General features: G+C 59.6%; 27 protein-coding genes and 2 pseudogenes. 19 read left to right on the top strand and 10 right to left on the bottom strand.

Features of this window, described 5'->3' with window-relative positions:
• The first annotated feature begins 2 nt into the window (after positions 1 to 2).
• The 7 genes from EAH74_RS25450 to EAH74_RS25420 all read left to right on the top strand — a co-directional run bounded on the left by EAH74_RS25450 (position 3) and on the right by EAH74_RS25420 (position 5,587).
• Complete coding sequence (locus EAH74_RS25450) at positions 3 to 1,139, top strand: protein-glutamate methylesterase/protein-glutamine glutaminase (RefSeq protein ID WP_140681958.1); 1,137 nt, start codon at positions 3 to 5, stop codon at positions 1,137 to 1,139.
• Positions 1,139 to 1,879 (top strand): flagellar motor protein, encoded by a 741-nt coding sequence (locus EAH74_RS25445; protein ID WP_111451890.1) that lies wholly within the window; start codon positions 1,139 to 1,141, stop codon positions 1,877 to 1,879. The genes EAH74_RS25450 and EAH74_RS25445 overlap by 1 nt, the downstream gene beginning before the upstream one ends.
• A gap of 15 nt (positions 1,880 to 1,894) precedes the next feature.
• The gene (motD, locus tag EAH74_RS25440; protein WP_008155811.1) at positions 1,895 to 2,785 is read left to right on the top strand and encodes a flagellar motor protein MotD; all 891 of its coding nucleotides are present in this window, start codon (positions 1,895 to 1,897) and stop codon (positions 2,783 to 2,785) included.
• Between the two features lie 43 nt (positions 2,786 to 2,828).
• Positions 2,829 to 3,617, top strand: coding sequence for a ParA family protein (locus EAH74_RS25435; protein ID WP_140681956.1), 789 nt, complete (start codon positions 2,829 to 2,831; stop codon positions 3,615 to 3,617).
• A gap of 115 nt (positions 3,618 to 3,732) precedes the next feature.
• Entirely contained in the window at positions 3,733 to 4,620 is an 888-nt protein-coding gene (locus EAH74_RS25430; protein WP_140681954.1) for a CheW domain-containing protein, read from the top strand.
• 88 nt (positions 4,621 to 4,708) lie between these two features.
• Positions 4,709 to 5,194 carry a chemotaxis protein CheW gene (locus EAH74_RS25425; RefSeq protein ID WP_010456928.1) on the top strand — a complete coding sequence of 162 codons (486 nt, stop codon included), beginning with the start codon at positions 4,709 to 4,711 and terminating at the stop codon, positions 5,192 to 5,194.
• Positions 5,195 to 5,587: a DUF2802 domain-containing protein gene (locus EAH74_RS25420; RefSeq protein WP_140681952.1), complete on the top strand. Its 393-nt coding sequence runs from the start codon at positions 5,195 to 5,197 to the stop codon at positions 5,585 to 5,587.
• 114 nt (positions 5,588 to 5,701) lie between these two features.
• Here the strand turns inward: EAH74_RS25420 and EAH74_RS25415 are convergent, their stop codons facing one another.
• Positions 5,702 to 6,031, bottom strand: a complete 330-nt coding sequence (locus EAH74_RS25415; RefSeq protein ID WP_140681951.1) for an EscU/YscU/HrcU family type III secretion system export apparatus switch protein — start codon at positions 6,029 to 6,031, stop codon at positions 5,702 to 5,704.
• A complete protein-coding gene (locus EAH74_RS25410) occupies positions 6,028 to 7,602 on the bottom strand; it encodes a flagellar hook-length control protein FliK (protein ID WP_140681949.1) in 1,575 nt (524 codons plus the stop codon). The genes EAH74_RS25415 and EAH74_RS25410 overlap by 4 nt, the downstream gene beginning before the upstream one ends.
• A 197-nt stretch (positions 7,603 to 7,799) precedes the next feature.
• Here EAH74_RS25410 and ccmA point away from each other — a divergent pair, with 197 nt between their 5' ends.
• The 10 genes from ccmA to EAH74_RS25360 all read left to right on the top strand — a co-directional run bounded on the left by ccmA (position 7,800) and on the right by EAH74_RS25360 (position 15,165).
• Positions 7,800 to 8,435, top strand: coding sequence for a cytochrome c biogenesis heme-transporting ATPase CcmA (ccmA, locus tag EAH74_RS25405; protein ID WP_007894233.1), 636 nt, complete (start codon positions 7,800 to 7,802; stop codon positions 8,433 to 8,435).
• Positions 8,432 to 9,100 carry a heme exporter protein CcmB gene (gene ccmB / locus EAH74_RS25400; protein WP_008155797.1) on the top strand — a complete coding sequence of 223 codons (669 nt, stop codon included), beginning with the start codon at positions 8,432 to 8,434 and terminating at the stop codon, positions 9,098 to 9,100. The genes ccmA and ccmB overlap by 4 nt, the downstream gene beginning before the upstream one ends.
• Before the next feature lie 75 nt (positions 9,101 to 9,175).
• Positions 9,176 to 9,931 carry a heme ABC transporter permease gene (locus tag EAH74_RS25395; protein ID WP_046054301.1) on the top strand — a complete coding sequence of 252 codons (756 nt, stop codon included), beginning with the start codon at positions 9,176 to 9,178 and terminating at the stop codon, positions 9,929 to 9,931.
• Positions 9,928 to 10,104, top strand: coding sequence for a heme exporter protein CcmD (ccmD, locus tag EAH74_RS25390; protein ID WP_008145547.1), 177 nt, complete (start codon positions 9,928 to 9,930; stop codon positions 10,102 to 10,104). Before EAH74_RS25395 ends, ccmD begins: the two co-directional genes overlap by 4 nt.
• Positions 10,101 to 10,556: a cytochrome c maturation protein CcmE gene (gene ccmE, locus EAH74_RS25385; RefSeq protein WP_140681947.1), complete on the top strand. Its 456-nt coding sequence runs from the start codon at positions 10,101 to 10,103 to the stop codon at positions 10,554 to 10,556. The genes ccmD and ccmE overlap by 4 nt, the downstream gene beginning before the upstream one ends.
• Before the next feature lie 3 nt (positions 10,557 to 10,559).
• Positions 10,560 to 12,548, top strand: coding sequence for a heme lyase CcmF/NrfE family subunit (locus EAH74_RS25380; protein WP_140681945.1), 1,989 nt, complete (start codon positions 10,560 to 10,562; stop codon positions 12,546 to 12,548).
• The gene (locus EAH74_RS25375) at positions 12,545 to 13,081 is read left to right on the top strand and encodes a DsbE family thiol:disulfide interchange protein (protein ID WP_140681943.1); all 537 of its coding nucleotides are present in this window, start codon (positions 12,545 to 12,547) and stop codon (positions 13,079 to 13,081) included. The genes EAH74_RS25380 and EAH74_RS25375 overlap by 4 nt, the downstream gene beginning before the upstream one ends.
• Positions 13,078 to 13,551: a cytochrome c-type biogenesis protein gene (locus EAH74_RS25370; RefSeq protein ID WP_140681941.1), complete on the top strand. Its 474-nt coding sequence runs from the start codon at positions 13,078 to 13,080 to the stop codon at positions 13,549 to 13,551. The genes EAH74_RS25375 and EAH74_RS25370 overlap by 4 nt, the downstream gene beginning before the upstream one ends.
• On the top strand, positions 13,544 to 14,746 hold the full coding sequence (gene ccmI / locus EAH74_RS25365) for a c-type cytochrome biogenesis protein CcmI (RefSeq protein ID WP_140681939.1): 1,203 nt from the start codon (positions 13,544 to 13,546) through the stop codon (positions 14,744 to 14,746). Before EAH74_RS25370 ends, ccmI begins: the two co-directional genes overlap by 8 nt.
• Positions 14,747 to 14,760: 14 nt before the next feature.
• On the top strand, positions 14,761 to 15,165 hold the full coding sequence (locus EAH74_RS25360; RefSeq protein ID WP_140681937.1) for a hypothetical protein: 405 nt from the start codon (positions 14,761 to 14,763) through the stop codon (positions 15,163 to 15,165).
• A 56-nt stretch (positions 15,166 to 15,221) separates the two neighbouring features.
• Here the strand turns inward: EAH74_RS25360 and EAH74_RS25355 are convergent.
• The 5 genes and pseudogenes from EAH74_RS25355 to EAH74_RS33635 all read right to left on the bottom strand — a co-directional run bounded on the left by EAH74_RS25355 (position 15,222) and on the right by EAH74_RS33635 (position 18,158).
• Positions 15,222 to 15,797: pseudogene (locus EAH74_RS25355) on the bottom strand (PIN domain-containing protein).
• On the bottom strand, positions 15,794 to 16,261 hold the full coding sequence (locus EAH74_RS25350) for a helix-turn-helix domain-containing protein (protein WP_140681935.1): 468 nt from the start codon (positions 16,259 to 16,261) through the stop codon (positions 15,794 to 15,796). Before EAH74_RS25350 ends, EAH74_RS25355 begins: the two are co-directional and overlap by 4 nt.
• 83 nt (positions 16,262 to 16,344) lie before the next feature.
• The gene (locus EAH74_RS25345; protein ID WP_140681933.1) at positions 16,345 to 17,232 is read right to left on the bottom strand and encodes a LysR family transcriptional regulator; all 888 of its coding nucleotides are present in this window, start codon (positions 17,230 to 17,232) and stop codon (positions 16,345 to 16,347) included.
• 30 nt (positions 17,233 to 17,262) lie between these two features.
• Entirely contained in the window at positions 17,263 to 17,982 is a 720-nt protein-coding gene (locus tag EAH74_RS25340; protein ID WP_046054308.1) for an SDR family oxidoreductase, read from the bottom strand.
• Positions 17,983 to 18,032: 50 nt separating this feature from the next.
• Entirely contained in the window at positions 18,033 to 18,158 is a 126-nt protein-coding gene (locus EAH74_RS33635) for a hypothetical protein (RefSeq protein WP_275671805.1), read from the bottom strand.
• 88 nt (positions 18,159 to 18,246) lie between these two features.
• Here EAH74_RS33635 and EAH74_RS25330 point away from each other — a divergent pair.
• Positions 18,247 to 18,495: pseudogene (locus tag EAH74_RS25330) on the top strand (type II toxin-antitoxin system HicB family antitoxin); the annotation flags it as partial.
• A gap of 100 nt (positions 18,496 to 18,595) precedes the next feature.
• On the opposite strand, the gene EAH74_RS25325 reads toward EAH74_RS25330, so the two are convergent.
• Positions 18,596 to 19,801, bottom strand: coding sequence for an MFS transporter (locus tag EAH74_RS25325; RefSeq protein ID WP_140681929.1), 1,206 nt, complete (start codon positions 19,799 to 19,801; stop codon positions 18,596 to 18,598).
• 235 nt (positions 19,802 to 20,036) lie between these two features.
• Here EAH74_RS25325 and EAH74_RS25320 point away from each other — a divergent pair, with 235 nt between their 5' ends.
• Positions 20,037 to 20,666 carry a hypothetical protein gene (locus tag EAH74_RS25320; protein WP_140681927.1) on the top strand — a complete coding sequence of 210 codons (630 nt, stop codon included), beginning with the start codon at positions 20,037 to 20,039 and terminating at the stop codon, positions 20,664 to 20,666.
• Positions 20,667 to 20,858: 192 nt separating this feature from the next.
• Here EAH74_RS25320 and EAH74_RS25310 read toward each other — a convergent pair whose 3' ends face one another.
• Positions 20,859 to 21,854, bottom strand: a complete 996-nt coding sequence (locus EAH74_RS25310) for a sulfate ABC transporter substrate-binding protein (RefSeq protein ID WP_140681925.1) — start codon at positions 21,852 to 21,854, stop codon at positions 20,859 to 20,861.
• A 193-nt stretch (positions 21,855 to 22,047) separates the two neighbouring features.
• On the bottom strand, positions 22,048 to 22,872 hold the full coding sequence (locus EAH74_RS25305; protein WP_140681923.1) for an ion transporter: 825 nt from the start codon (positions 22,870 to 22,872) through the stop codon (positions 22,048 to 22,050).
• Between the last annotated feature and the right edge of the window lie 7 nt (positions 22,873 to 22,879).

Here is a 22,879-nt window from a genome sequence, read left to right as displayed (position 1 = left end):
TTATGGCAGTTAAAGTCCTGGTGGTGGACGATTCGGGGTTTTTCCGCCGCCGCGTCTCGGAAATTCTTTCAGCGGATCCGAATATCCAGGTCGTCGGCACGGCGACCAACGGAAAAGAGGCGATTGATCAGGCGCTGGCACTCAAGCCAGACGTGATCACCATGGACTACGAGATGCCGATGATGGATGGCATCACGGCGGTGCGGCACATCATGCAGCGCTGCCCGACCCCGGTGTTGATGTTCTCCTCGCTGACCCACGAAGGCGCTCGGGTAACCCTCGACGCGCTGGACGCTGGCGCGGTGGATTTCCTGCCGAAGAATTTCGAAGACATCTCCCGTAACCCGGAGAAGGTCAAGCAACTGCTGTGCGAGAAGATCCTCAGTATTTCGCGCAGTAACCGTCGCGCCAACACCTACAGCACTCCGGCACCTGTCGCCGCACCGTCCCCGACGCCTGCGCCTTCGAGCGTCAGCAGCTACGGCAGCAGCGCGCCTGCGCGTCCGGCACCGGCACCGGCTCCGATTCCGGCACGTACGTACGCGCCAGCCTCGTCGTCGCCAACGCCGAAACGCAAAGCCTACAAACTGGTCGCCATCGGTACGTCCACTGGCGGCCCGGTGGCCCTGCAGCGGGTTCTGACCCAATTGCCGGCCAACTTCCCCGCACCGATCGTATTGATTCAGCACATGCCGGCCGCCTTTACCAAGGCGTTCGCCGAACGTCTGGACAAGCTCTGCCGCATCAGCGTCAAGGAAGCCGAGGATGGCGACATCCTGCGTCCGGGCCTGGCGTTGCTGGCGCCGGGTGGCAAGCAAATGATGATCGACGGCCGTGGCGCGGTGAAAATCCTGCCGGGTGACGAACGTCTGAACTACAAGCCGTGCGTGGACATCACCTTTGGTTCCGCGGCCAAGTCTTACGGTGACAAAGTTCTGGCGGTCGTATTGACCGGCATGGGCGCCGATGGTCGCGAAGGCGCGCGTCTGCTCAAGCAGGGCGGCAGCTCGATCTGGGCTCAGGATGAAGCCAGCTGCGTGATCTACGGCATGCCGATGGCCATCGTCAAAGCCGAACTCGCCGATGCGGTGTACGGCCTGGACGATATCGGCAAGCATCTGGTCGAGGCTTGTATCTGATGGATGTTTTAAGCCTTATCGGGATCATCATGGCGTTTGTCGCCATCATTGGCGGCAACTACCTTGAAGGCGGTCACCTCGGCGCCCTGGCCAACGGCCCGGCGGCGTTGATCGTACTCGGTGGGACCATCGGTGCGGCGCTGTTGCAAGCACCGATGAGCGCTTTCAAGCGTGCCATGCAGATTCTGGCCTGGATCCTGTTCCCTCCACGCATCGACCTCGCCGGTGGCGTCGATCGCGTCGTCAACTGGAGCCTGACCGCGCGCAAGGAAGGCCTGCTGGGTCTGGAAGGGGTGGCCGACGCCGAACCTGACAACTACTCGCGCAAAGGTCTGCAACTGCTGGTGGACGGCGCCGAGCCGGAAGCGATTCGCAGCATTCTGGAAGTGGATTTCTACACCCAGGAAAGCCGCGACATCGAAGCCGCCAAAGTCTTCGAAAGCATGGGCGGCTACGCGCCGACCATCGGCATTATCGGTGCGGTGATGGGCCTGATCCACGTGATGGGCAACCTGGCCGATCCATCGCAACTGGGTAGCGGCATCGCCGTGGCCTTTGTCGCGACCATCTACGGCGTGGCCAGTGCCAACCTGGTGCTGCTGCCGATTGCCGCCAAACTCAAGTCCATCGCTTTGCGGCAGTCGCGTTATCGCGAAATGTTGTTGGAAGGCATTCTGTCGATCGCCGAAGGTGAAAACCCTCGCTCTATTGAGTTGAAGCTTCAGGGCTTCATGGATTGATGGGGGTAATGGACTATGGCTCGTCGTCGGCAACCTGAAGAACATGTAAACCATGAACGTTGGCTGGTTTCCTACGCCGACTTCATCACCTTGCTGTTTGCTTTCTTCGTGGTGATGTACTCGATCTCTTCGATCAACGAAGGCAAGTACAAGGTTATTTCCGAAGCGTTGATCGGGGTCTTTACCGACTCCGACCGCGCCCTCAAGCCGATTCCGATCGGCGACGAGCGACCGAAGACCGTGACCCCGGCCAAGCCGCTGGTTAAAGACGCCGAGCAGGTCGACGCCGGTATCGCGGGTGCCAGCGATCCGCTCAAAAGCATCGCCGACGACATCAGCGCCGCGTTCGGCGACTTGATCAGCTCCAACCAGATGACCATTCGCGGCAACGAGTTGTGGGTCGAGATCGAACTCAATTCCAGCCTGTTGTTCGGCAGCGGCGACGCCATGCCCAGCGACATCGCGTTCAACATCATCGACAAGGTTGCCGCGATTCTGAAGCCGTTCGACAACCCGATTCACGTCGAAGGTTTCACTGACGATCAACCGATCCGCACCGCGCAATACCCGACCAACTGGGAGCTGTCCTCGGCCCGGTCGGCGAGCATCGTGCGCATGCTGGCGATGCAGGGTGTGAACCCCGGTCGCTTGGCGTCGGTGGGTTACGGCGAGTTCCAGCCAGTGGCCAACAACGCGACGGCCGAGGGGCGGGCGCGTAACCGTCGCGTCGTCCTGGTAGTGTCACGAAATCTCGATGTGCGCCGCAGCCTTACCGGTACCGGAACCGCTAATGCGAAACCGGATGCCGCGTTGAAGCGTGCTGGCACACAAACTGCACCGACCCCGGTCAAGTCGCCGGGACGAGAGAGTGCCGTCAATTCTCCGTCACCCGCATTAATACGTTGAGCTATTTCTCGGTCGACCATTTCGACCGGGAGGAACATTCCGAATGAGAGTCTGGGCCGTTGCCAATCAAAAGGGTGGTGTTGGTAAAACCACTTCCTCTATCGCTTTAGCCGGTTTACTGGCCGAGGCGGGCAAGCGCGTGGTCGTGGTCGATCTCGACCCCCACGGCTCCATGACCAGCTACTTCGGTTACGACCCCGACAGCCTGGAGCACAGCAGCTACGACCTGTTCCTGCACAAGGGCAGTGTGCCGCAAGGCTTGCCCGGTCAGTTGTTGTTGCCCACCAGCCACGAGAGTATTTCCCTGTTGCCGTCGAGCACCGCACTCGCGACCCTCGAGCGTCAGTCGCCGGGTCAGAGTGGCCTGGGCCTGGTGATTGCCAAGAGCCTGGCGCAACTTTGGCAGGACTTCGATTACGCCGTGATCGACAGTCCGCCGTTGCTCGGCGTGCTGATGGTCAATGCCTTGGCGGCGAGCCAGCAATTGGTGATCCCGGTGCAGACCGAACACCTGGCGGTCAAAGGCCTGGAACGCATGGTCAATACCCTGGCGATGATCAACCGTTCGCGCAAACAGGCGCTGCCCTTCAGCATCGTGCCGACCTTGTTCGACCGCCGCACGCAGGCTTCTCTCAGCACGCTTCGGGTGTTGCGCGACAAGTACCCGGAAGAAATCTGGCAGGGCTACATCCCGGTCGATACCCGCTTGCGCGATGCCAGCCGTGCCGGCGTGACGCCTTCGCAGTTCGACGGCAAGAGCCGTGGGGTGCTGGCCTACCGCGCATTGCTCAAGCACCTGTTGGCCGCACAACTCGCCCCGGCGGTGGCCTGATGAACCCAATACCTGTCAGAGCTGCCGCAGGCTGCGATCTTTTGATCTTGCTTTGTGACACCTTCGAATCCGCCAAAAGATCGCAGCCTTCGGCAGCTCCTACGCTGGTGCGCGCATGAACCGGCCGGTGAAGGTCACTTCGCGCCCGCAACTGGCGCTCCAGTCTTATCTGGACAGCTTGCTGATGGAGGCGACTGAAGAGTTGCCGCCGGAAGTCGAGGCGGTTGCTGAAGTCGTCGAGATTGTTGAGGCGGTCGAGGTAGAAGCGGCGCTGGATGAGTTTCAGTTGGCGGTGCTCGAAGAACAGGCCCGTGACGCGCGCCCGGCGGCTGCCGTTGCTGCGCCAGTGACTGCGCCCGTCGTCGAGAAAGCAGCAGTCGCCCTGATCGAAGCCCCGGCACCGATCCTGGCGCCGATCTCGACCATCGCCCCGCTGCTGCAAGCCTTGGTGCCACCGGTGGTCGAAGTCCACCTGCCACCGAGCAACACGCCACCACCCGTGGAAACCGATGGTCGCCCGTCCTGGGCCGCCGAGCCATTCGAATGCCTGTTGTTCGATGTCGCCGGGCTGACCCTGGCGGTGCCGCTGGTGTGTCTGGGCTCGATTTATTCTTTGGCCGGTCACGAGCTGACACCGCTGTTCGGTCAGCCGGAGTGGTTCCTCGGGATCCTGCCGAGCCAGGCCGGCAACCTGAAAGTACTGGACACCGCGCGTTGGGTCATGCCCGACCGTTACCGCGACGATTTCCGCCAGGGCCTGCAATACGTTATTTCGGTTCAGGGCTACGAATGGGGGCTGGCGGTGCATCAGGTCAGCCGCTCGTTGCGCCTGGACCCGAACGAAATCAAATGGAGAAGTCATCGAGGTCAGCGGCCATGGCTCGTCGGCACGGTGATTGAGCACATGTGTGCACTGCTGGACGTATCCGCCCTGGCCGAGTTGATCGCCAGCGGCGGGGCAAAGCACATGGGCGGCAGCAAGCCGCTACACAAACCGACATAGCTGCCGACATAACAAGTATGCGACGGCATTGTTGAATGCCGCCAACAGAACACACACCGCCAGAAGCGGTTTTTCGAGGGGTCAGGGTATGAGTAGTCAAGCGACGAATGCAAAAGGTTCCGAAGATCCGATCCTGCAATGGGTAACCTTCAAGCTGGACAATGAAACCTACGGCATCAACGTGATGCGCGTTCAGGAAGTCCTGCGCTACACCGAAATCGCCCCGGTGCCGGGTGCCCCGAGCTACGTACTGGGCATCATCAACCTGCGCGGTAACGTGGTCACCGTGATCGACACCCGTCAGCGCTTCGGCCTGATGAATGCCGAGATCAGCGACAACACCCGTATCGTCATCATCGAAGCCGACAAGCAAGTGGTCGGGATCATGGTCGACAGCGTGGCCGAAGTGGTTTACCTGCGTCAGTCGGAAATCGAGACCGCGCCGAACGTCGGTAACGAAGAATCCGCCAAGTTCATTCAAGGCGTGTGCAACAAGAACAACGAGCTGCTGATCCTGGTCGAGCTGGACAAGATGATGAGCGAAGAAGAATGGTCGGATCTGGAGAACATCTGATTGATTCTTGAGGTTGCAGTCATTGTCCTGTTCCTGTTTTGGGCAGGCACGCTGGCGATGTTTCTGGCGTACGTACGAGGCCAACGACTGATCGCCGCGCAACAGGCCCAGGGCGATGCGCTGCGCGATCAGCGCATCAAGGACCTGGCCAAACGCGTCGACAACTACCAGAGCGGCAACGTGCGCATGGGTGAAGACCTGCACGAACTGCGCGCGGTGGTTGGCCCGTTGCCGGACAAACTGGCTCAGCTGGAACAGCGCGATCCGTCGAGCCTGTCATTTGCACAGGCGGCAAAACTGGTCGGTATGGGCGCGAGCGTCGATGAACTGACCCAGTCCTGCGGCTTGACCCAGGCTGAGGCGGAGTTGATGAGTAAGCTTCACAAGAACTGAGAAGATCAAAAGATCGCAGCCTCGTTTCACTCGACAGCTCCTACATGGGATGGCGTACACCCTGTAGGAGCTGTCGAGTGCAACGAGGCTGCGATCTTTTGCATTCAACACACATCAATAATCATCCCCGCGCTCGGTAACGTCCTTCTCGACCATCGGCGCATCCGGATCCTGCCCCTGCGGAAACTTACCCTTCAAATTCCACGCAAACGCAATAATCTCGGCAATCGTGCGATACAACTCCTCCGGAATACTCTCCCCCAATTCCATCCGCGCCAGCAGCTTCACCAGCTCGGGGTTCTCGTAGATCGGCACTTCGCATTCGCGGGCAATCTTCAGAATGGCTTCGGCCAGTGCTTCGTCACCTTTGGCCGTGAGGGTAGGGGCGTGGCTGCCGTCGTACTTGAGGGCAATGGCCTGGCGCGGGGTGTTGGGGTTTTTCATGCGGTTTCGTCGACCCAGCGTTGTTCGAGACGGGTTTGGGGGCCTTGTGGCGGTGTGCCGAGATGGCAATCGAGGTCGCCGACATTCAGGCCGGACGCCAGCAGCCGTTGGCGCAGTTCGGCCAGATGACTTTCGATCAGGCTGGCGGTGTATGGGCGTTCAGCCCACAGCTGGCTGGACAGGCTGCCTTTGATCAGTTGTGCCTGTATTTGCAACGGGCCCAAGGGCTCCATGTCGAACGCCAGGTCCACTCGCCACAATTGTTGTTTGGGTTCGCGCTCGTCGCGGCGTTCGTTTTGCGGTTCCTTCTCGGGCGCTTCTTCGCGCTGGAACTTGACCTGCAGCGGCACGATGTCCTGCAGATTGCGCATCGGGATTTCCAGTTGCCAGGTGCTCATCAACCGTCCGTCGTCAGTGACGCCGGTCTGTTCCAGGCTCGACAGTTGATGGCTTTGCAGGCGTGAAACCGCCGCTGCTGCCAAACGCAGCAAATGCTCGAGGTCGCCTTCGCCGTCCATGCTTTGTAGCAAACGCTCGGGCAGCGGGAAGCGGGTTGGCTGCGGTTTGGCGCTGACCTGGCCGAGCATGCCGAGGGCGCTGCGCACGAAGTTCGGCATGGCCTGGGCCAGTGTGTTGGCGGCAATGATCGCGCTGAGATTGGTGTTGGCCGGCAGGCCTGGGGTCAATTGTGCGATCAGCTTGAGCAGATCGCCTTTCATGTCCGGGGCCAATGTCGGGTTCTGACCGCTGAGCAGTTTGGCTTCAAGGAACAGGCCGCTATTGGCCAGTGCCTGGGCCAGCCCCTTTGGCGTGCTGAGTTGCTGAACGTCGGGCAGGCCGGCGAGCAACCTGTCGACGGCGACACGCAGATCACTGGACGTCTGGTTCGAGGACGGCAGGTTTTGCAGAAGTTTGAGCAGGCCATCCAGCGAGCCTTGGCGGCTCTGTTGGTTGACCAATTGCTGGGTCACCGCCAATTGCTCCTGGCGGCTGCTCAATGGCACGAACTTCAACGTCTGGGTGTCCTGCACCAGCGCGCTCAGCAAAGTGCCGATGCGCAGCGGCGTCGGGCTGTCGATGTTCAGGGTGCTGCCGCTCAACGCGGTGTTGAGCAAGCTCACCATCGAGCGAAACACTGTCGGCTGACCGGGCACCTGCGGCAACACCTGAGAGGTCAGTACTTTGCCTTGCAGCAGGGTGCCGACGGGCAATTGCGCGGTATCGATGCGGGTGAGGGTGGCAACGCTGCTGGCAATGGCTTGTTGCACGGTAATCGCCAGATTGCCCGCTGACGGTTGGGTGATCGCCAGACTGGTACCTTGCGGCAACGGCAGGTTGCTGGTTGCTTGCACGGTGGTCTGACGGCCGCTGTCGAGGGTGACCTTGAGCAACAGTTGAAAGGTTTGATCCGCCTGCTTGAGCGACAGCACTTCGGCCTTGGCGGTCTGACCGGCAGTGATCAGGCCCTCCATCGGCGTCAGTAATTTCAGCAGGTCGCCACTCACCACCAGCGGTCGCGAAGTCGCGGGCGTGGTTTGCGGTAGCGGAAGGATGTTCATTTCGCCTGTCATACGCGGTCACAACCTGAGGAAATTGCCCTCTTTAGAGTAGGGCATGGCATGTATAATGCGGCCCCGTTGTATCCGGGGCGCTGAAAACATTTCAAATACTTGATCCAGCTCCTTAGAACGGGCCGCCAATGCATTTATCCTGCATACCTTTAACGGCCGCTCCACTGCCGACTTGAACCCAAAAGGCCCGTGATCTCTTGACCAGTCCTGTCCTGCAAACCGTTGCCCTCGCCTGTGAGCGAGACCTCCGGCTGCTCTTCGAAAATCTCGAATTGAGACTGGCCAGTGGCGAAATGTTGCAAATCAGCGGCCCCAACGGCAGTGGCAAAACCAGCCTTTTACGTCTGCTTTGCGGTCTGATGCAGCCGACTGCCGGTCAGGTGCTGCTCAACGGCCAGCCATTGAACGAGCAACGCTTTGAGCTGGCGCGTAACCTGCTGTGGATCGGCCATGCCGCAGGGATCAAGGACTTGCTGACGCCGGAAGAGAATCTGAGCTGGCTTTGCGCCTTGCATCAACCGGCCTCCCATGAGGCGATCTGGCAGGCGCTGACGGCTGTCGGACTGCGTGGTTTCGAGGATGTTCCTTGCCACACACTGTCTGCCGGGCAGCAACGCCGGGTCGCGTTGGCGCGGTTGTACCTGGAAAGCCCGCCGCTATGGATTCTCGACGAGCCGTTCACTGCGCTCGACAAACAAGGCGTGGCGCAACTCGAAGAACACCTGGCCGCACACTGCGAGCGAGGCGGCATGGTGGTCTTGACCACTCACCACACGCTGACCCGGATGCCGGCCGGCTATCGCGACATTGATCTGGGGAATTGGGCCGTATGAGTGTTTTCGGCCTGTTGGTCGCCCGTGAAGCCCGATTGTTGTTCCGCCGTCCGGCGGAGTTGGCCAATCCGCTGGTATTCTTCGCGATCGTGGTTTCCCTGTTCCCGCTGGCGGTCGGACCCGAGTCTCAATTGTTGCAAACCTTGTCTCCGGGACTGGTCTGGGTAGCGGCCCTTTTGTCGGTTTTACTCTCGCTGGACGGGCTTTTCCGCAGTGATTTCGAAGACGGATCGCTTGAACAGTGGGTCCTTTCGTCGCACCCCCTGCCTCTTCTGGTTTTGGCCAAGGTACTGGCACACTGGTCCTTCTCTGGCCTGGCACTGGTTTTGCTCGCGCCATTACTGGCATTGATGCTCGGTTTGCCAACCGCCTGTCTGCCGGTGTTGCTGCTTTCTTTGTTGCTGGGTACACCGGTGCTGAGCCTGCTCGGTGCGGTGGGCGCAGCCCTGACGGTGGGATTGAAGCGCGGCGGCCTGTTGCTGGCGCTGCTGATTCTGCCGTTGTACATCCCGGTGTTGATTCTCGGCAGTGGCGCCTTGCAGGCGGCATTGCAGGGCATGCCGGCGACCGGTTATCTCCTGTGGCTTGGTAGCCTGACCGCCCTGGCGATAACCCTGACACCTTTTGCAATAGCTGCTGGCCTGAAGATCAGCGTCGGCGAATAATGAGGTCTGGTTAATTTTTGACCAGTAAAGACCCTTGGCTCTTCATAGCGAAGAGCAACCGTGATGGAAACAGTAATGAACTGGACTTGGTTTCATAAGCTCGGCTCGCCCAAATGGTTTTACGGCATCAGCGGTAAACTGCTGCCGTGGCTGAGTGTCGCGGCGTTGCTGCTGATCAGCGTTGGTGTAGTGTGGGGCCTGGCCTTCGCGCCGCCGGACTACCAGCAAGGCAACAGCTTTCGCATCATTTATATCCACGTTCCGGCCGCCATGCTGGCCCAGTCCATCTACGTGATGCTGGCGATCTGTGGCATCGTCGGGCTGGTGTGGAAGATGAAGCTGGCCGATGTCGCTCTGCAATGCGCGGCGCCCATCGGTGCCTGGATGACCGCCGTGGCGCTGGTCACCGGCGCGATCTGGGGCAAACCGACCTGGGGTTCGTGGTGGGTCTGGGATGCACGACTTACGTCCATGCTTATTCTGCTGTTTCTGTACTTCGGTCTTATTGCGCTGGGCAACGCGATCAGCAATCGTGACAGTGCCGCCAAGGCCTGCGCGGTATTGGCGATTGTCGGCGTGATCAACATCCCGATCATCAAATACTCGGTGGAGTGGTGGAACACCCTGCACCAGGGCGCGACGTTCACCCTCACCGAAAAACCGGCAATGCCCGCCGAGATGTGGCTGCCACTGCTGCTGACGGTGCTGGGTTTCTACTGTTTCTTCGGCGCGGTGTTGCTGCTGCGCATGCGTCTTGAAGTGCTCAAGCGCGAAGCCCGCGCCAGTTGGGTCAAGGCCGAAGTGCAGAACAGTCTGGAGGCCGCTCGATGAGTTTTGCTTCATTCGGCGACTTCCTCGCCATGGGCCATCATGCCCTGTATGTCTGGTCAGCCTATGGCATTTGCCTGGCGGTGCTGGCCCTCAACGTGGCGGCGCCAATCCTGGCCCGCAAGCGGTATCTGCAACAAGAGGCGCGTCGTCTGCGCCGGGAGAACGGCAAGTGAATCCGCTGCGCAAAAAGCGTCTTATCATCATTCTCGCGATCCTGGTCGGTGTCGGTGCTGCCGTCGGCCTGGCCCTGAGCGCCCTGCAGCAAAACATCAATCTGTTTTACACCCCGACCCAGATCGCCAGCGGCGAAGCCCCGCAAGACACGCGCATCCGCGCTGGCGGCATGGTCGAGAAAGGTTCGCTGCAACGCTCCGGCGATTCGCTGGACGTGAAATTTATCGTCACCGACTTCAATAAATCCGTGACCATCAGCTACCGCGGCATCCTTCCGGACCTGTTCCGCGAAGGGCAGGGCATCGTTGCCCTGGGCAAGCTCAACGCCGACGGCGTGGTGGTGGCCGACGAAGTGCTGGCCAAGCACGATGAAAAATACATGCCGCCGGAAGTGACCAAGGCTTTGAAAGACAGTGGTCAATCTGCTCCAACGCCCGCGAAGGAGGGTTGATCGATGACGTCCGGACTCTATATTCCTGAACTCGGCCACCTGGCCATGATTCTGGCGCTGTGCTTCGCGCTGGTTCAGGCCGTGGTGCCGTTGCTCGGTGCCTGGCGCGGTGACCGCTTGTGGATGAGCCTCGCCCAGCCGGCCGCCTGGGGGCAATTTGCGTTTCTGCTGTTCTCCTTCGGTTGCCTGACTTACGCCTTCATGGCCGATGATTTCTCCGTCGCCTACGTTGCCAGCAACTCCAACAGCGCGTTGCCGTGGTACTACAAGTTCAGCGCCGTATGGGGCGCGCACGAAGGCTCGTTGCTCCTGTGGGCGTTGATTCTCGGCGGCTGGACCTTCGCGGTGTCGGTGTTCTCCCGGCAGTTGCCGCAAGTGATGCTGGCTCGCGTGCTGGCGGTGATGGGCATGATCAGCACCGGTTTCCTGCTGTTCCTGATCCTCACGTCCAACCCGTTTGCACGGATCCTGCCGCAGATTCCTGCGGACGGTCGTGACCTCAACCCACTGCTGCAAGACATCGGCCTGATCGTTCATCCGCCGATGCTGTACATGGGTTATGTCGGTTTCTCCGTGGCCTTCGCTTTCGCCATCGCAGCGCTGCTGGGTGGTCGTCTTGATGCGGCGTGGGCTCGCTGGTCCCGTCCGTGGACCATCGTCGCCTGGGCCTTCCTCGGTATCGGTATCACCCTCGGTTCATGGTGGGCGTACTACGAACTCGGCTGGGGCGGCTGGTGGTTCTGGGACCCGGTGGAAAACGCCTCTTTCATGCCATGGCTGGTGGGTACGGCGCTGATTCACTCCTTGGCGGTCACGGAAAAACGTGGCGTGTTCAAGAGCTGGACCGTGTTGTTGGCCATCGCTGCTTTCTCGTTGAGCTTGCTCGGAACGTTCCTGGTACGTTCCGGCGTGCTGACCTCGGTTCACGCCTTTGCGTCCGATCCTGAGCGCGGCGTGTTTATCCTGATCTTCCTGCTGTTTGTGGTCGGTGGTTCGCTGACGTTGTTCGCCCTGCGCGCTCCCGTGGTGAAGAGCCACGTTGGCTTCAACCTCTGGTCCCGGGAAACCCTGCTGCTGGGTAACAACCTGGTGCTGGTGGTAGCGGCGTCGATGATTCTGCTGGGCACGTTGTATCCGCTGATCCTCGATGCGATGACCGGCGCCAAGCTGTCGGTCGGCCCGCCGTACTTCAACGCGCTGTTCATTCCGTTGATGGCCTTGCTGATGATGGTGATGGCGGTCGGCATGCTGGTGCGCTGGAAAGACACCCCGGTCAAATGGCTGTTGAGCATGCTGACCCCGGTGTTGCTCGGCAGCGCCGCGCTGGCCGTGGTGGCTGGCGTCGCTTACGGCGATTTCAACTGGGCGGTGATTGCGACGTTCATGCTCGCTGCCTGGGTGTTGCTGGCCGGTGTGCGTGACATCTTCGACAAGACTCGCCACAAAGGCTTGATCAAAGGTCTGCCGACCCTGACCCGCAGTTATTGGGGCATGCAGGTCGCTCACCTCGGCATTGCCGTGTGTGCCCTCGGCGTCGTGCTGTCGAGCCAGAACAGTGCCGAGCGCGACCTGCGTCTGGCGCCGGGCGAGTCCATGGACCTGGCCGGATACCACTTCGTGTTCGACGGCGCCAAGCATTTCGAAGGTCCGAACTTCACTTCTGACAAGGGCACCATCCGGGTGATCCGCGACGGTAAGGAAGTCAGCGTGTTGCACCCGGAAAAACGCCTCTATACCGTGCAGAACTCGGTGATGACCGAAGCCGGGATCGACGCCGGTTTCACCCGCGACCTCTATGTCGCACTCGGCGAACCGTTGGGCGATGGCGCCTGGGCCGTTCGCGTCCACGTCAAACCGTTCGTGCGCTGGATCTGGTTCGGTGGTCTGCTCACCGGTTTGGGCGGGTTGCTGGCGGCATTGGATCGCCGTTACCGGGTCAAGGTGAATAGCCGTGTGCGTGAAGCTCTGGGCATGACGGGAGCCACGGCATGAGACGTTGGTTGATGCTGTTGCCGTTGGTGGTTTTTCTGGTGGTGGCTGTTTTCCTTTACCGCGGTCTGTACCTGGACCCGGCCGAGTTGCCTTCGGCGATGATCAACAAGCCATTCCCGGAGTTTTCCCTGCCGGCCGTGCAGGGCGACAAGACCCTGACCAAGGCCGACATTCTGGGTAAACCGGCACTGGTTAATGTCTGGGGCACCTGGTGCATTTCTTGCCGGGTCGAGCACCCGGTGCTGAATAAACTGGCCGAGAAGGGCGTGGTGATCTACGGCATCAACTACAAGGACGTCAATGCTGACGCCTTGAAGTGGCTGGTGGAATTCCACAACCCGTACCAGCTGGACATCCGTGACGATGAAGGCACTTTGGGTTTGAACCTGGGTGTGTACGGCGCTCCGGAAACCTTCTTCATTGATGCCAAGGGCATCATCCGCGACAAGTTCGTTGGTGTGATCGACGAACAGGTCTGGCGCGAAAAACTGGCGGCCAAATATCAGGCGCTGGTTGATGAGGCCAAGCCATGAAGCGCTGGATAGCCGCCGCGGTATTGGGTTTGAGCATGGCCGGCGTGGCGCACGCGGCCATCGACACCTACGAGTTCGCCAAAGAAGGTGATCGCGAGCGTTTTCGCGAGCTGACCAAAGAGCTGCGTTGCCCCAAGTGTCAGAATCAAGACATTGCCGATTCCAATGCACCGATCGCCGCTGACCTGCGCAAAGAGATTTTTCGCATGCTCGGCGAGGGCAAGGACAACCAGCAGATCATCGATTTCATGGTCGACCGCTACGGTGATTTCGTCCGCTACAAACCCGCTCTGAACGCCAAGACTGCTGTGCTCTGGTTCGGCCCTGCCGGCCTGCTGCTGGGCGGTTTTTTGATCATCGCCGTGATCGTCCGCCGTCGTCGCGTGCAACGCGCTGACACCAAGGATGAGCTTTCCGCCGAGGAGCGTGAGCGCCTCGACCACCTGTTGGATAAAACCAAGAATGATTGATTTCTGGCTCGCTGCAGGTCTGCTACTTCTGGTTGCCCTGAGTTTTCTGCTGATTCCCGTCCTGCGTGGTCGTCGCGCCCAGCTTGAAGAGGATCGTACGGCCCTGAACGTCGCGCTGTATCAGGAGCGCGTGGCTGAGTTGCAGACTCAGCAGGAAGAGGGCGTTCTCGACGCCACGCAAATGGACACCGGTCGCGCCGAAGCCGCCCGTGAATTGCTCGCCGACACTGAAGGCGTCGAGGCGCCACGCGTGTCCCGCCTGGGCAAACCGTGGCCCTTGCTGGCGGCGATTCTGGTGCCGGTGCTGGGTCTTGGCCTGTATCTGCATTTTGGGGCGAGCGACAAGGTCGAACTGACCCGTGAGTTCTCCCAGGCGCCACAGTCGATGGAAGAGATGACCCGTCGCCTGGAGCGCGCGGTCGCGGCTCAGCCGGATTCGGCTGAAGGCCTGTATTTCCTCGGTCGCACTTACATGGCTCAGGATCGCCCTGGCGATGCGGCGAAGATCTTCGAACGCACGGTGACCCTCGCCGGTCGTCAGCCGGAGCTGTTGGGCCAATGGGCGCAGGCCCAGTACTTCGCCGACGGCAAGAAGTGGTCTGACAAGGTTCAGGCCCTGACCGATGAAGCACTCAAAGCCGATCCGAAAGAAGTCACCAGTCTTGGCTTGCTCGGTATTGCTGCCTTTGAAAGCCAGCGTTATCAGGACGCCATCGACTACTGGAATCGCCTGCTGGTGCAACTGCCACCGGAGGACAGTTCCCGCGCCGCGCTGCAAGGCGGCATTACTCGGGCTACCGAGAAACTCGAAGCCAGCGGCGGCAAGGTGGCCCAGGCGCCCGCCGCCAAGGTGGCGGCACTGCTCAAGGTGCGAGTGGATCTGGCACCAGAGCTGAAAGCCAAGGTCCAGCCGGGCGACAGCGTATTCATCTTCGCCCGCGCCACCGCAGGGCCTCCTGCGCCATTGGCCGCCAAGCGCCTGACCGTGGCCGACTTGCCGGCGACCGTCGAGCTGGGCGACGCCGACGCAATGATGCCGCAGTTGAAACTGTCGAACTTCCCTGAAGTCCAACTGGTTGCGCGCATCTCCCGCGCCGGCCAACCCACTGCCGGCGAATGGATCGGTCGCAGCCAGCCTCTGGCCAGCAGCACCACGACGCAGCAAACACTGACCATCGACAGCCCGGACAAATGACAGGAAACGCCACTATGACCGTCATCGCTCGTATCACCCTGCTCAGTATGGTTTTGGGGTTAAGCGCTTGCGTGGTCCAACCGCAGCAGCCTGAACGGCTGCCACCGATTCCGCCGTCGCAGCCGCGTCCGACGCCGTCCCCGACACCGACACCGGGCAAGCCGAGCATTCCGGCCAAGCCCGCCAAACCGCTGCCACGCACCTCCGCGAGCTTCGCGCCGCCACCGGGAGGCAACAGCCATTGGGATGCCAAGCTCGGCGTGTACGTACTCGATGATCAGACCAACACCTTCTACCGCCAGCGCACGTACTATCGCTGGGACAACGGCTGGAGCCGATCGATCAGCCCGGACGGGCCATGGGAAGAGACCGACATCCATGGCGTGCCGGGCGGGTTGGGACGACAATTCGGGCAGTAAACAGAAACGGCGATCCTTGGATCGCCGTTTTGCTTTTTAGAGTCTGAGAAAGTCGTTTAGAGAATGGCGCGGTATTCGGTCAATGCCTTGCTCGACTGAACCAGGCCTTGGCGCAACAGAAGATCAAGATAGCTGCTGACATTCATCGGTGGCATTTTCAGTTGCTTGCGTTGGCGTTGCGCCGCCGCGATCACTGCCGCCGGGTCGAGGTTGAAGAGGTTGTCGACGAACTCGTCAGGATGCTGAGCCTCGATACCGAAAGGGCCCAATGCTTCACCGGGGAAGTCTCTCTGATTGAACGTGACGATGACGCTGGCGTTACAGCGAATGGCGGCTGCCAGCACATGTCGATCATCGATATCTGGCAGCATCAGCCCTTCGATCAGGTCTTCGTATCCTGTGACACAAGCGTCGGGTAATCCCTGATCCATCAGTTCGGACGTGCGATCCAGTTGCTCGACGGTTAGATCCGGACGGTTTTTCAGGAGATTGCGTTTCCATTCGTTGTGTATCTCCAACGACCATTTCGCTCTAAAACGTCAGGAAAGCGCGAGCCACATCAGAAAATCTCTCAGGGGCGCGGGGTAAAGAACACATGCGTCATATAGAGCGGTAAAAGAGGAGTGCCTCACTCGTATCCTGTCCTTAACGCTTGTGCCTGCTCAGCGAGAAGCGTCATTGCTTGCTCGCTGGCAGTGTCGCGCCGGTTTTTATAGTCCATCAAATCGGCAAAGCGCACACGTCGGTGCTTGCCGGTTTTGTGGTAGGACAACTCGCCGGATTCCAGCAGTTTGATCAGGTGCGGACGTGAGACGTTAAGCAGGTCGGCGGCTTCCTGGGTGGTCAATTCGGCGTGAACCGGGACCACTTTGACGGCGTTGCCCGCGGCTAGCTCAGCCAGAATGTCGACCAGCAACCTGAGGGCTGAGGTGGGTAATTCGACAGTATGAGCTTCATTCTGCTCGTCGAAGATCTGGATGTGCTGAGTTTCGAATTGAGTGGCGAGGTAGGCAGCCAGAGCGCGTTGGCCTTCGATAGCAGCCTGTACTTCGCGCTCCATGGGTAGATTGATCGGTGGTTGGATGACTGGCGACATGATGGTTTCCGACATTCTGAAGAAACAATGCTGGAAGGCTATTCGAATCAAACGAAAATCGCAATAAACGAAACGAATAGGTTTCAGGCCTCCTTGGCCAGCAACCCCTGCACATACTCCACAAACGCCCGAGCCTTTGCACTGGCCATTTTGCCCGTGGGAAACACCGCCCAAAGGTCCTGATTCGGCAACGTCCAATCCTTCATTACTTCCCTGACCGCGCCGTTGGCCAGTTCCGGTGCAAACATCCATTCGGATGCCATGGTCAGCCCTTGATGGGCGAGCACGGCTGCACGCAGACCTTCGGCGGCGTTGACGCGGATTCGCCCGCTGATGGTGACTGACTGATCATCTGTACCGTTGCGGAATTGCCAACTGGCACCACCGCCCAAGGTGTAGATGACTGCTTGGTGTTTACTCAAATCGGCTGGGCAGGTGGGGTCGCCATGTTTTTCGAAATAGGCGGGCGTGCCCAGCACCATGCGCCGACACTCGGCGATCTTGCGGGCGGTGAGGCCGGAGTCGCTCAAGGCGCCCATGCGCAGGGCGATGTCGACGCCTTCTTCCACCAGATTGACGTTGCGATCGTCCAGCATCAAATCGATGTTCAAGTCCGGGTTCTGATCGAGGAAGGGCCCGAGGTGCGGAACGATGTGCAGTCGGCCAAAGGTCACGGCAGCGCAGATACGCAGGTTGCCGGTCAGGCCGCTGGCGGCACCGCGAGCGGCATTGTCAGCCTCGTCCGCTTCTTCGATGGCACGCTTGGACCGTTCGAAAAAGGCCAGGCCAGCTTCGGTGGGTGTCAGGCCTCGGGTCGAGCGCAACAGCAGCCTGACCGCGAGGCGCGCCTCCAAATGCGCGATAGCTTTCGAGACGGCGGGCTGGCCGATATTCAAGCGCCGGGCAGCGGCGGAAAAGGAGCCGGTTTCCACCACGTAGACGAAAGTTTCCATTGCGGCGAGGCGATCCATCTACAGTCCTTGTTTTGATCAATGTTCAGCTCAGAAAGCCGCTTTGCCTATCGAAGACCCACCGTCGACAAACAAGGTTTGCCCGGTGATAAACCCGCTCTGCTCGGACAACAAAAACGCAATCGCCGCAGCGATCTCTTGCGGCTGCCCCAACCGACCCATCGGTACACCGGCCAGATAACGCGCTTCACCCTCACTGCCTGGCGGGTTGTTGGCGCGAAATAGTTCGGTTTCGGTCGGGCCCGGGGCCACGGCGTTTACCGTCACGCCGGTTTGCGCCAGTTCCAGCGCCCAGGATCGCGTGAAGCTGATTAACGCCGCTTTGGCCGCGGCGTATGCAGTGCGCTGCGTGATACCCAGCACGGTCAGGCTGGAAATATTGACCACCCGACCCCAGGCCTTGGCGCGCATGTTCGGCAGCAGTGCCTGAGTAGCTTGTAAGGCCGAATGCAGGTTGACCCGCATCACATCGTCGAACGTGTCGAGGTCGATTTCGCCCAGTACCTGCGGGCGCACCAGACCGACGTTATTCACCAGCCCGTCGAACTCATAAGTCCTGGCCAGATCCGCCAGCACTTCCTGAGTCAGTGCCCTGTCGCTCAGATCCAGCGGAAACAGAATGCCGGGAAAGCTCAGGTCGGGCGATCGGGCGATTCCGACCACCCGATGACCCGCGCGGTCCAGGTGCTCGGCGACCGCGCGGCCGATGCCTTTGCTGGCACCGGTGATGAGAAAGGTACGTCGGGTCATTGCACACTCCTTGAAAGAACATGCCGCGGGTCAGGCGTCATTTGATCTGTTCAGCCGCGAATCGCATCCAGCATCGCGTCAGGCTCAGGACGCTGAGTGTAATCCGGGTTGACCTCGGCGTAACGGATCAAGCCATCCTGACCGATAACATAACGCACTGGAATGGGGGCTTTCACATCCTGAAAAACAACGTGAACTGACCCTGTCCGGTATCTATGGTCGAGTGGCGCTTCATTAAGCTGATGCTTCGCTGGAGGAACCGCTGTGCACTATCCAATCATTATCGAGTGGGGAGATGAGAGAACTGCACCCGGTATTGAAATACCTGACATCCCGGGTGCGGTGACCGCTGGTGCTACGTTTGAGGAGGCGTATGACGCAGCCATCGAAATCGTGCAGACCTTGCTACAAAAGATACGAGCGGAAGGTTTGCAGATCCCATTGCCAACGTCAGTAAACAAACATCGGGACAATCCGGAATTTGCAGGCAGAGGTTGGGGGATGTTGAAGATTTGAGGCGCGGAAAATCTGCTACACATCAATCCGGGCAAGCCGCACCCCTTGGCAGGAGAGAGGCTTGTCCGGGCGGCGATCCGGCAAAATGTTTGGCGCCTTAAGCCGTGGCCAACGAACGCTTCTCTGAGACACTCAAGAACCGCAACAACGCCAGCAGCGGAAACGCACTGCCCACAATCACGATCCACAACCAGCCACCGTGTTCATACACCGCACTGGCCACCGAAGAACCAAACGCACCACCGATGAAGATGCTGGTCATGTACAGCGCATTCAGGCGGCTGCGGCTTTTGGCGTCGAGGGCGTAGACCGCGCGTTGGCCGAGGACCATGTTCATTTGTACGCAGAAGTCGAGCACCACACCGGTGACCGCGAGGCCGATGACGCTGTAGGCCGGGTGGATGAAGGCGGGCAGGAAGCTCAGGCTGGCGAACAGCAGGGCCAGCAGTGAAGCAATGCGAGTGTGGCCGGCATCGGCCAGTCGACCGGCAATGGGGGCGGCGATGGCGCCGATGGCCCCGACCAGGGCGAAGATCGCGATCTGGGTTTGCGACAAGCCATGATTGCGCGCCAGTTCCAGCGGCACGGCGGTCCAGAACAGGCTGAACGTGGCGAACATGCAGCCCTGATAAAACGCGCGCTGACGCAACACCGGTTGTTGACGCAACAGGGTCCACAGAGACCCCAGCAACTGACCATAAGAAGCGCTGTGATCAGGCTGACGCTTGGGAATCGTCAGCGCCAGCACGATGCTGATTACCGCCATCAACACCGCCGCAATCACAAACATCGCGCGCCAGCCGAAGTGGTCAGCCACCACGCTGGACACCGGTCGCGCCAACAGAATCCCCAACAGCAAACCGCCCATGATCCCGCCGACCACACGGCCGCGAGACTCTTCCGGTGCCAAGTGCGCGGCCAGTGGAATCAGGATCTGAACCGACACCGAACTGAACCCCACCAACAACGAAATCAGCAGAAACACGTTTGGCTGATCGGTGAACGCTGCACCCAATAGACTGGCAATCGCCACCACGGTAGTGATGATCATCAATCGGCGGTTTTCCAGCAAATCACCCAGCGGCACCAGGAAAAACAAACCCAACGCATAACCGATCTGGGTCAGCGAAACGATCAGGCTGGCCATGGTGCTGGTCAGGCCGATGTCCGGCGCGATCAGGCCGATGATCGGTTGCGCGTAGTAGATGTTGGCAACGATGGCGCCGCAGCAGAAGGCAAACAGCAGCACCATGCCTCGGGTCATTGTTGCGGTGCCGTGGGGCACTTGGGTAGCTGGGTTCATAACGGGTCTCGCTGAGCAAAAGAGAATGCGCGCAGGCTAAAGGGCTATCGGAATGGGCAGAAGGGGGCTTGGAGTGATAGCAATCATTCCTTTGCGGAATGAGTGACGGACGTGTGTGATGTCCGTCGAGGAACCTTGCGTCAAAACATTGAGGTCCGATGATACATTCACTTACATCCTGTTCGATAGCGTGCTTATGTTCTCTCCTCACGTTTCATAACCGGAAGGCACTTCCATGAATGCGATGTTCCGTCACCTGATTCGCGGCGCTTCAGCCATTAGCTTGATCACCTTGTTCACGGCAGGTCTCGCCCAGGCCGCCGACGCGCCGGGCATGCGCATCGGCGTTCGCGGCGAAATCACCGGCGTCAGTCCCGACGTGCTGAAAGTCCACGTCAACAGTGGTGAAAACGTGGACATCAACCTGACCAAAGACACCAAAGTCCGCGCCGTCACCCTGTCCAATATCGAAGACATCAAACCTGGCAGCTACATCGGTTCGGCTGCCATACCGCAGGAGGACGGAACCCTCAAGGCACTGGAAGTCCACGTCTTCCCACCGGAACTGGCCGGCAGCGGCGATGGCCATCGGCCCTTCGATCTGGCCAAGGGCAGCAGCATGACCAATGGCAGCGTGGGCGATCTGGTGGTCAGCAATGGCCGGGTCTTGACCGTCAACTACAAGGGCGGCCAGCAGAAGATTCTGGTGCCGGAGGATGTGCCGATCGTCAATCTGATGCCGGGGGATCGCAGCTTGCTGAAGGTGGGCGTGAAGATCGTGACGTTTGTGACGCAGAGTGCCGACGGGACGCTGACGGCTCAGTCGATTTCGGCCGGCAAGGATGGTGTGACACCGCCGATGTAACTGCTTGGCGCAAACCCTGTGGGAGCGAGCCTGCTCGCGATAGCGGCGTGTCAGGCAACAAATTTATCGAATGGATAAATGTCATCGCGAGCAGGCTCACTCCCACAGGGGATCTTCAGCGAACACGAGTTTTGTGTTCGACCACAAAAAAGGCGACCTTCTCAGGTCGCCTTTTTCATTGAGCTTCAGCCTTTACTGCGCATAAATCTGATCAAAGATCCCACCATCATTGAAGTGAGTCTTCTGCACGGTCCGCCAGTCACCAAAGGTCTTCTCTACCGACAGGAAATCCACTTTCGGGAAACGATCGGTGTATTTGGCCAGCACCGCCGGATCACGCGGACGCAGGTAGTTCGCCGCCGCAATCTCCTGACCTTCCGGTGACCACAGGTACTTCAAATATTCCTCGGCCGCAGCGCGAGTGCCTTTCTTGTCGACGGTTTTGTCGACCACCGACACCGGCGGCTCGGCTTCGGCGGAGACGCTTGGGTAAATGACTTCGAACTGATCACGACCAAATTCACGGGCAATCATTTCCGCTTCGTTTTCGAAGGTCACCAGCACGTCACCAATCTGGTTGGTCATGAAGGTCGTAGTGGCTGCGCGGCCACCGGTGTCGAGCACCGGCGCTTGTTTGAACAGCTTGCCGACGAAGTCTTTGGCTTTGTTTTCGTCACCACCGTTTTTCAGCACATAACCCCAGGCCGAGAGGTAGGTGTAGCGGCCGTTACCCGACGTTTTCGGGTTTGGCACGATCACCTGCACACCGTCCTTGAGCAAGTCGGGCCAGTCTTTCAGGGCTTTCGGGTTGCCTTTGCGGACGATGAACACGGTGGCTGAGGTGAACGGCGCGCTGTTGTTCGGCAGGCGGGTGACCCAGTTGTCCGGGATCAGTTTGCCGTTGTCCGCCAGGGCGTTGATGTCGGTGGCCATGTTCATGGTGATGACGTCAGCCGGCAGGCCATCGATCACCGAACGCGCCTGTTTGCTGGAGCCGCCAAAGGACATCTGCAGGGTGATGTTTTCGTTGTGCTCGGCTTGCCAGTGTTTCTGGAAGGCAGTGTTGTAGTCCTTGTAGAAATCGCGCATCACGTCGTAGGAAACGTTAAGCAGGGTCGGTGCGGCCTGAGCCACGCTGGACAGAGCCAGACCAGCAGCCAGAAGTGAGGCGCCAAAGATTTTTTTCACTGCGCAGTCCTTGTTCTTTGTAGGAACTGCCGCAGGCTGCGATCTTTTGATGTTGATTCTTCAAGATCAAAAGATCGCAGCCTGCGGCAGCTCCTACGGGTTAATTGCCAGTCATCGAAGAGGTGTTGCCACCGTTTAGCCAGCGACTATAACGGGGCTCACATAGTCCTTTAAAGATTAAAAAGTACTTTACTTATTCCATTTTATTAAATAACGCATTCCCGCATCGGGAGCAGAACGCCGCCCCATGTTCGTGGCTGTTTTTATTGCACACCGGGCAGTCGTGTTGCAGTTGTTCGCCGCGCATCGCGTTGGCCAGTTCGGCGGTGAAAATTCCCGTCGGCACGGCGATGATCGAGTAACCGGTGATCATCACCAGCGACGAAATTACCTGACCCAGCGGTGTCTTCGGCACGATGTCGCCGAAGCCCACGGTGGTCAGCGTGACGATAGCCCAATAGATGCCTTTGGGAATGCTGGTGAAACCGTGCTCCGGGCCTTCGATCACGTACATCAGCGTACCGAACACCGTCACCAGGGTGCAGACGCTGACCAGAAACACCACGATCTTCTGCTTGCTGCCGCGCAATGCGGACATCAGATAGTTGGCTTGCTTGAGGTACGGGCTGAGCTTGAGCACGCGGAAAATCCGCAGCATCCGAATGATCCGGATAATCAGCAGGTACTGCGCATCGGCGTAATACAACGCAAGAATGCCGGGCACGATCGCCAGCAAATCCACCAGTCCATAGAAGCTGAACGCGTAGCGCAACGGCTTGGGCGAACAGTACAGTCGCAGGCCGTATTCGATGGCGAAGATGACCGTAAAGCCCCACTCGATGTACGCCAGCACGTTGGCGTAGTTCTGGTGAATGGAATCGATGCTGTCGAGCATCACGATCACAATGCTGGCGAGGATGATCAACAACAGGATGCCGTCGAAACGCCGCCCGGCCACTGTGTCGCTCTGGAAAACCATGACGTAAAGCTCTTCACGCCAGTTTTTGCTGCTGTCCATGGAAAAC

Source organism: Pseudomonas mandelii (assembly GCF_006438925.1).
GTDB lineage: Bacteria > Pseudomonadota > Gammaproteobacteria > Pseudomonadales > Pseudomonadaceae > Aquipseudomonas > Aquipseudomonas mandelii_C.
The sequence above is the reverse complement of the archived record's forward strand: the minus strand, read 5'-3'. Positions and strand labels throughout refer to the sequence as shown.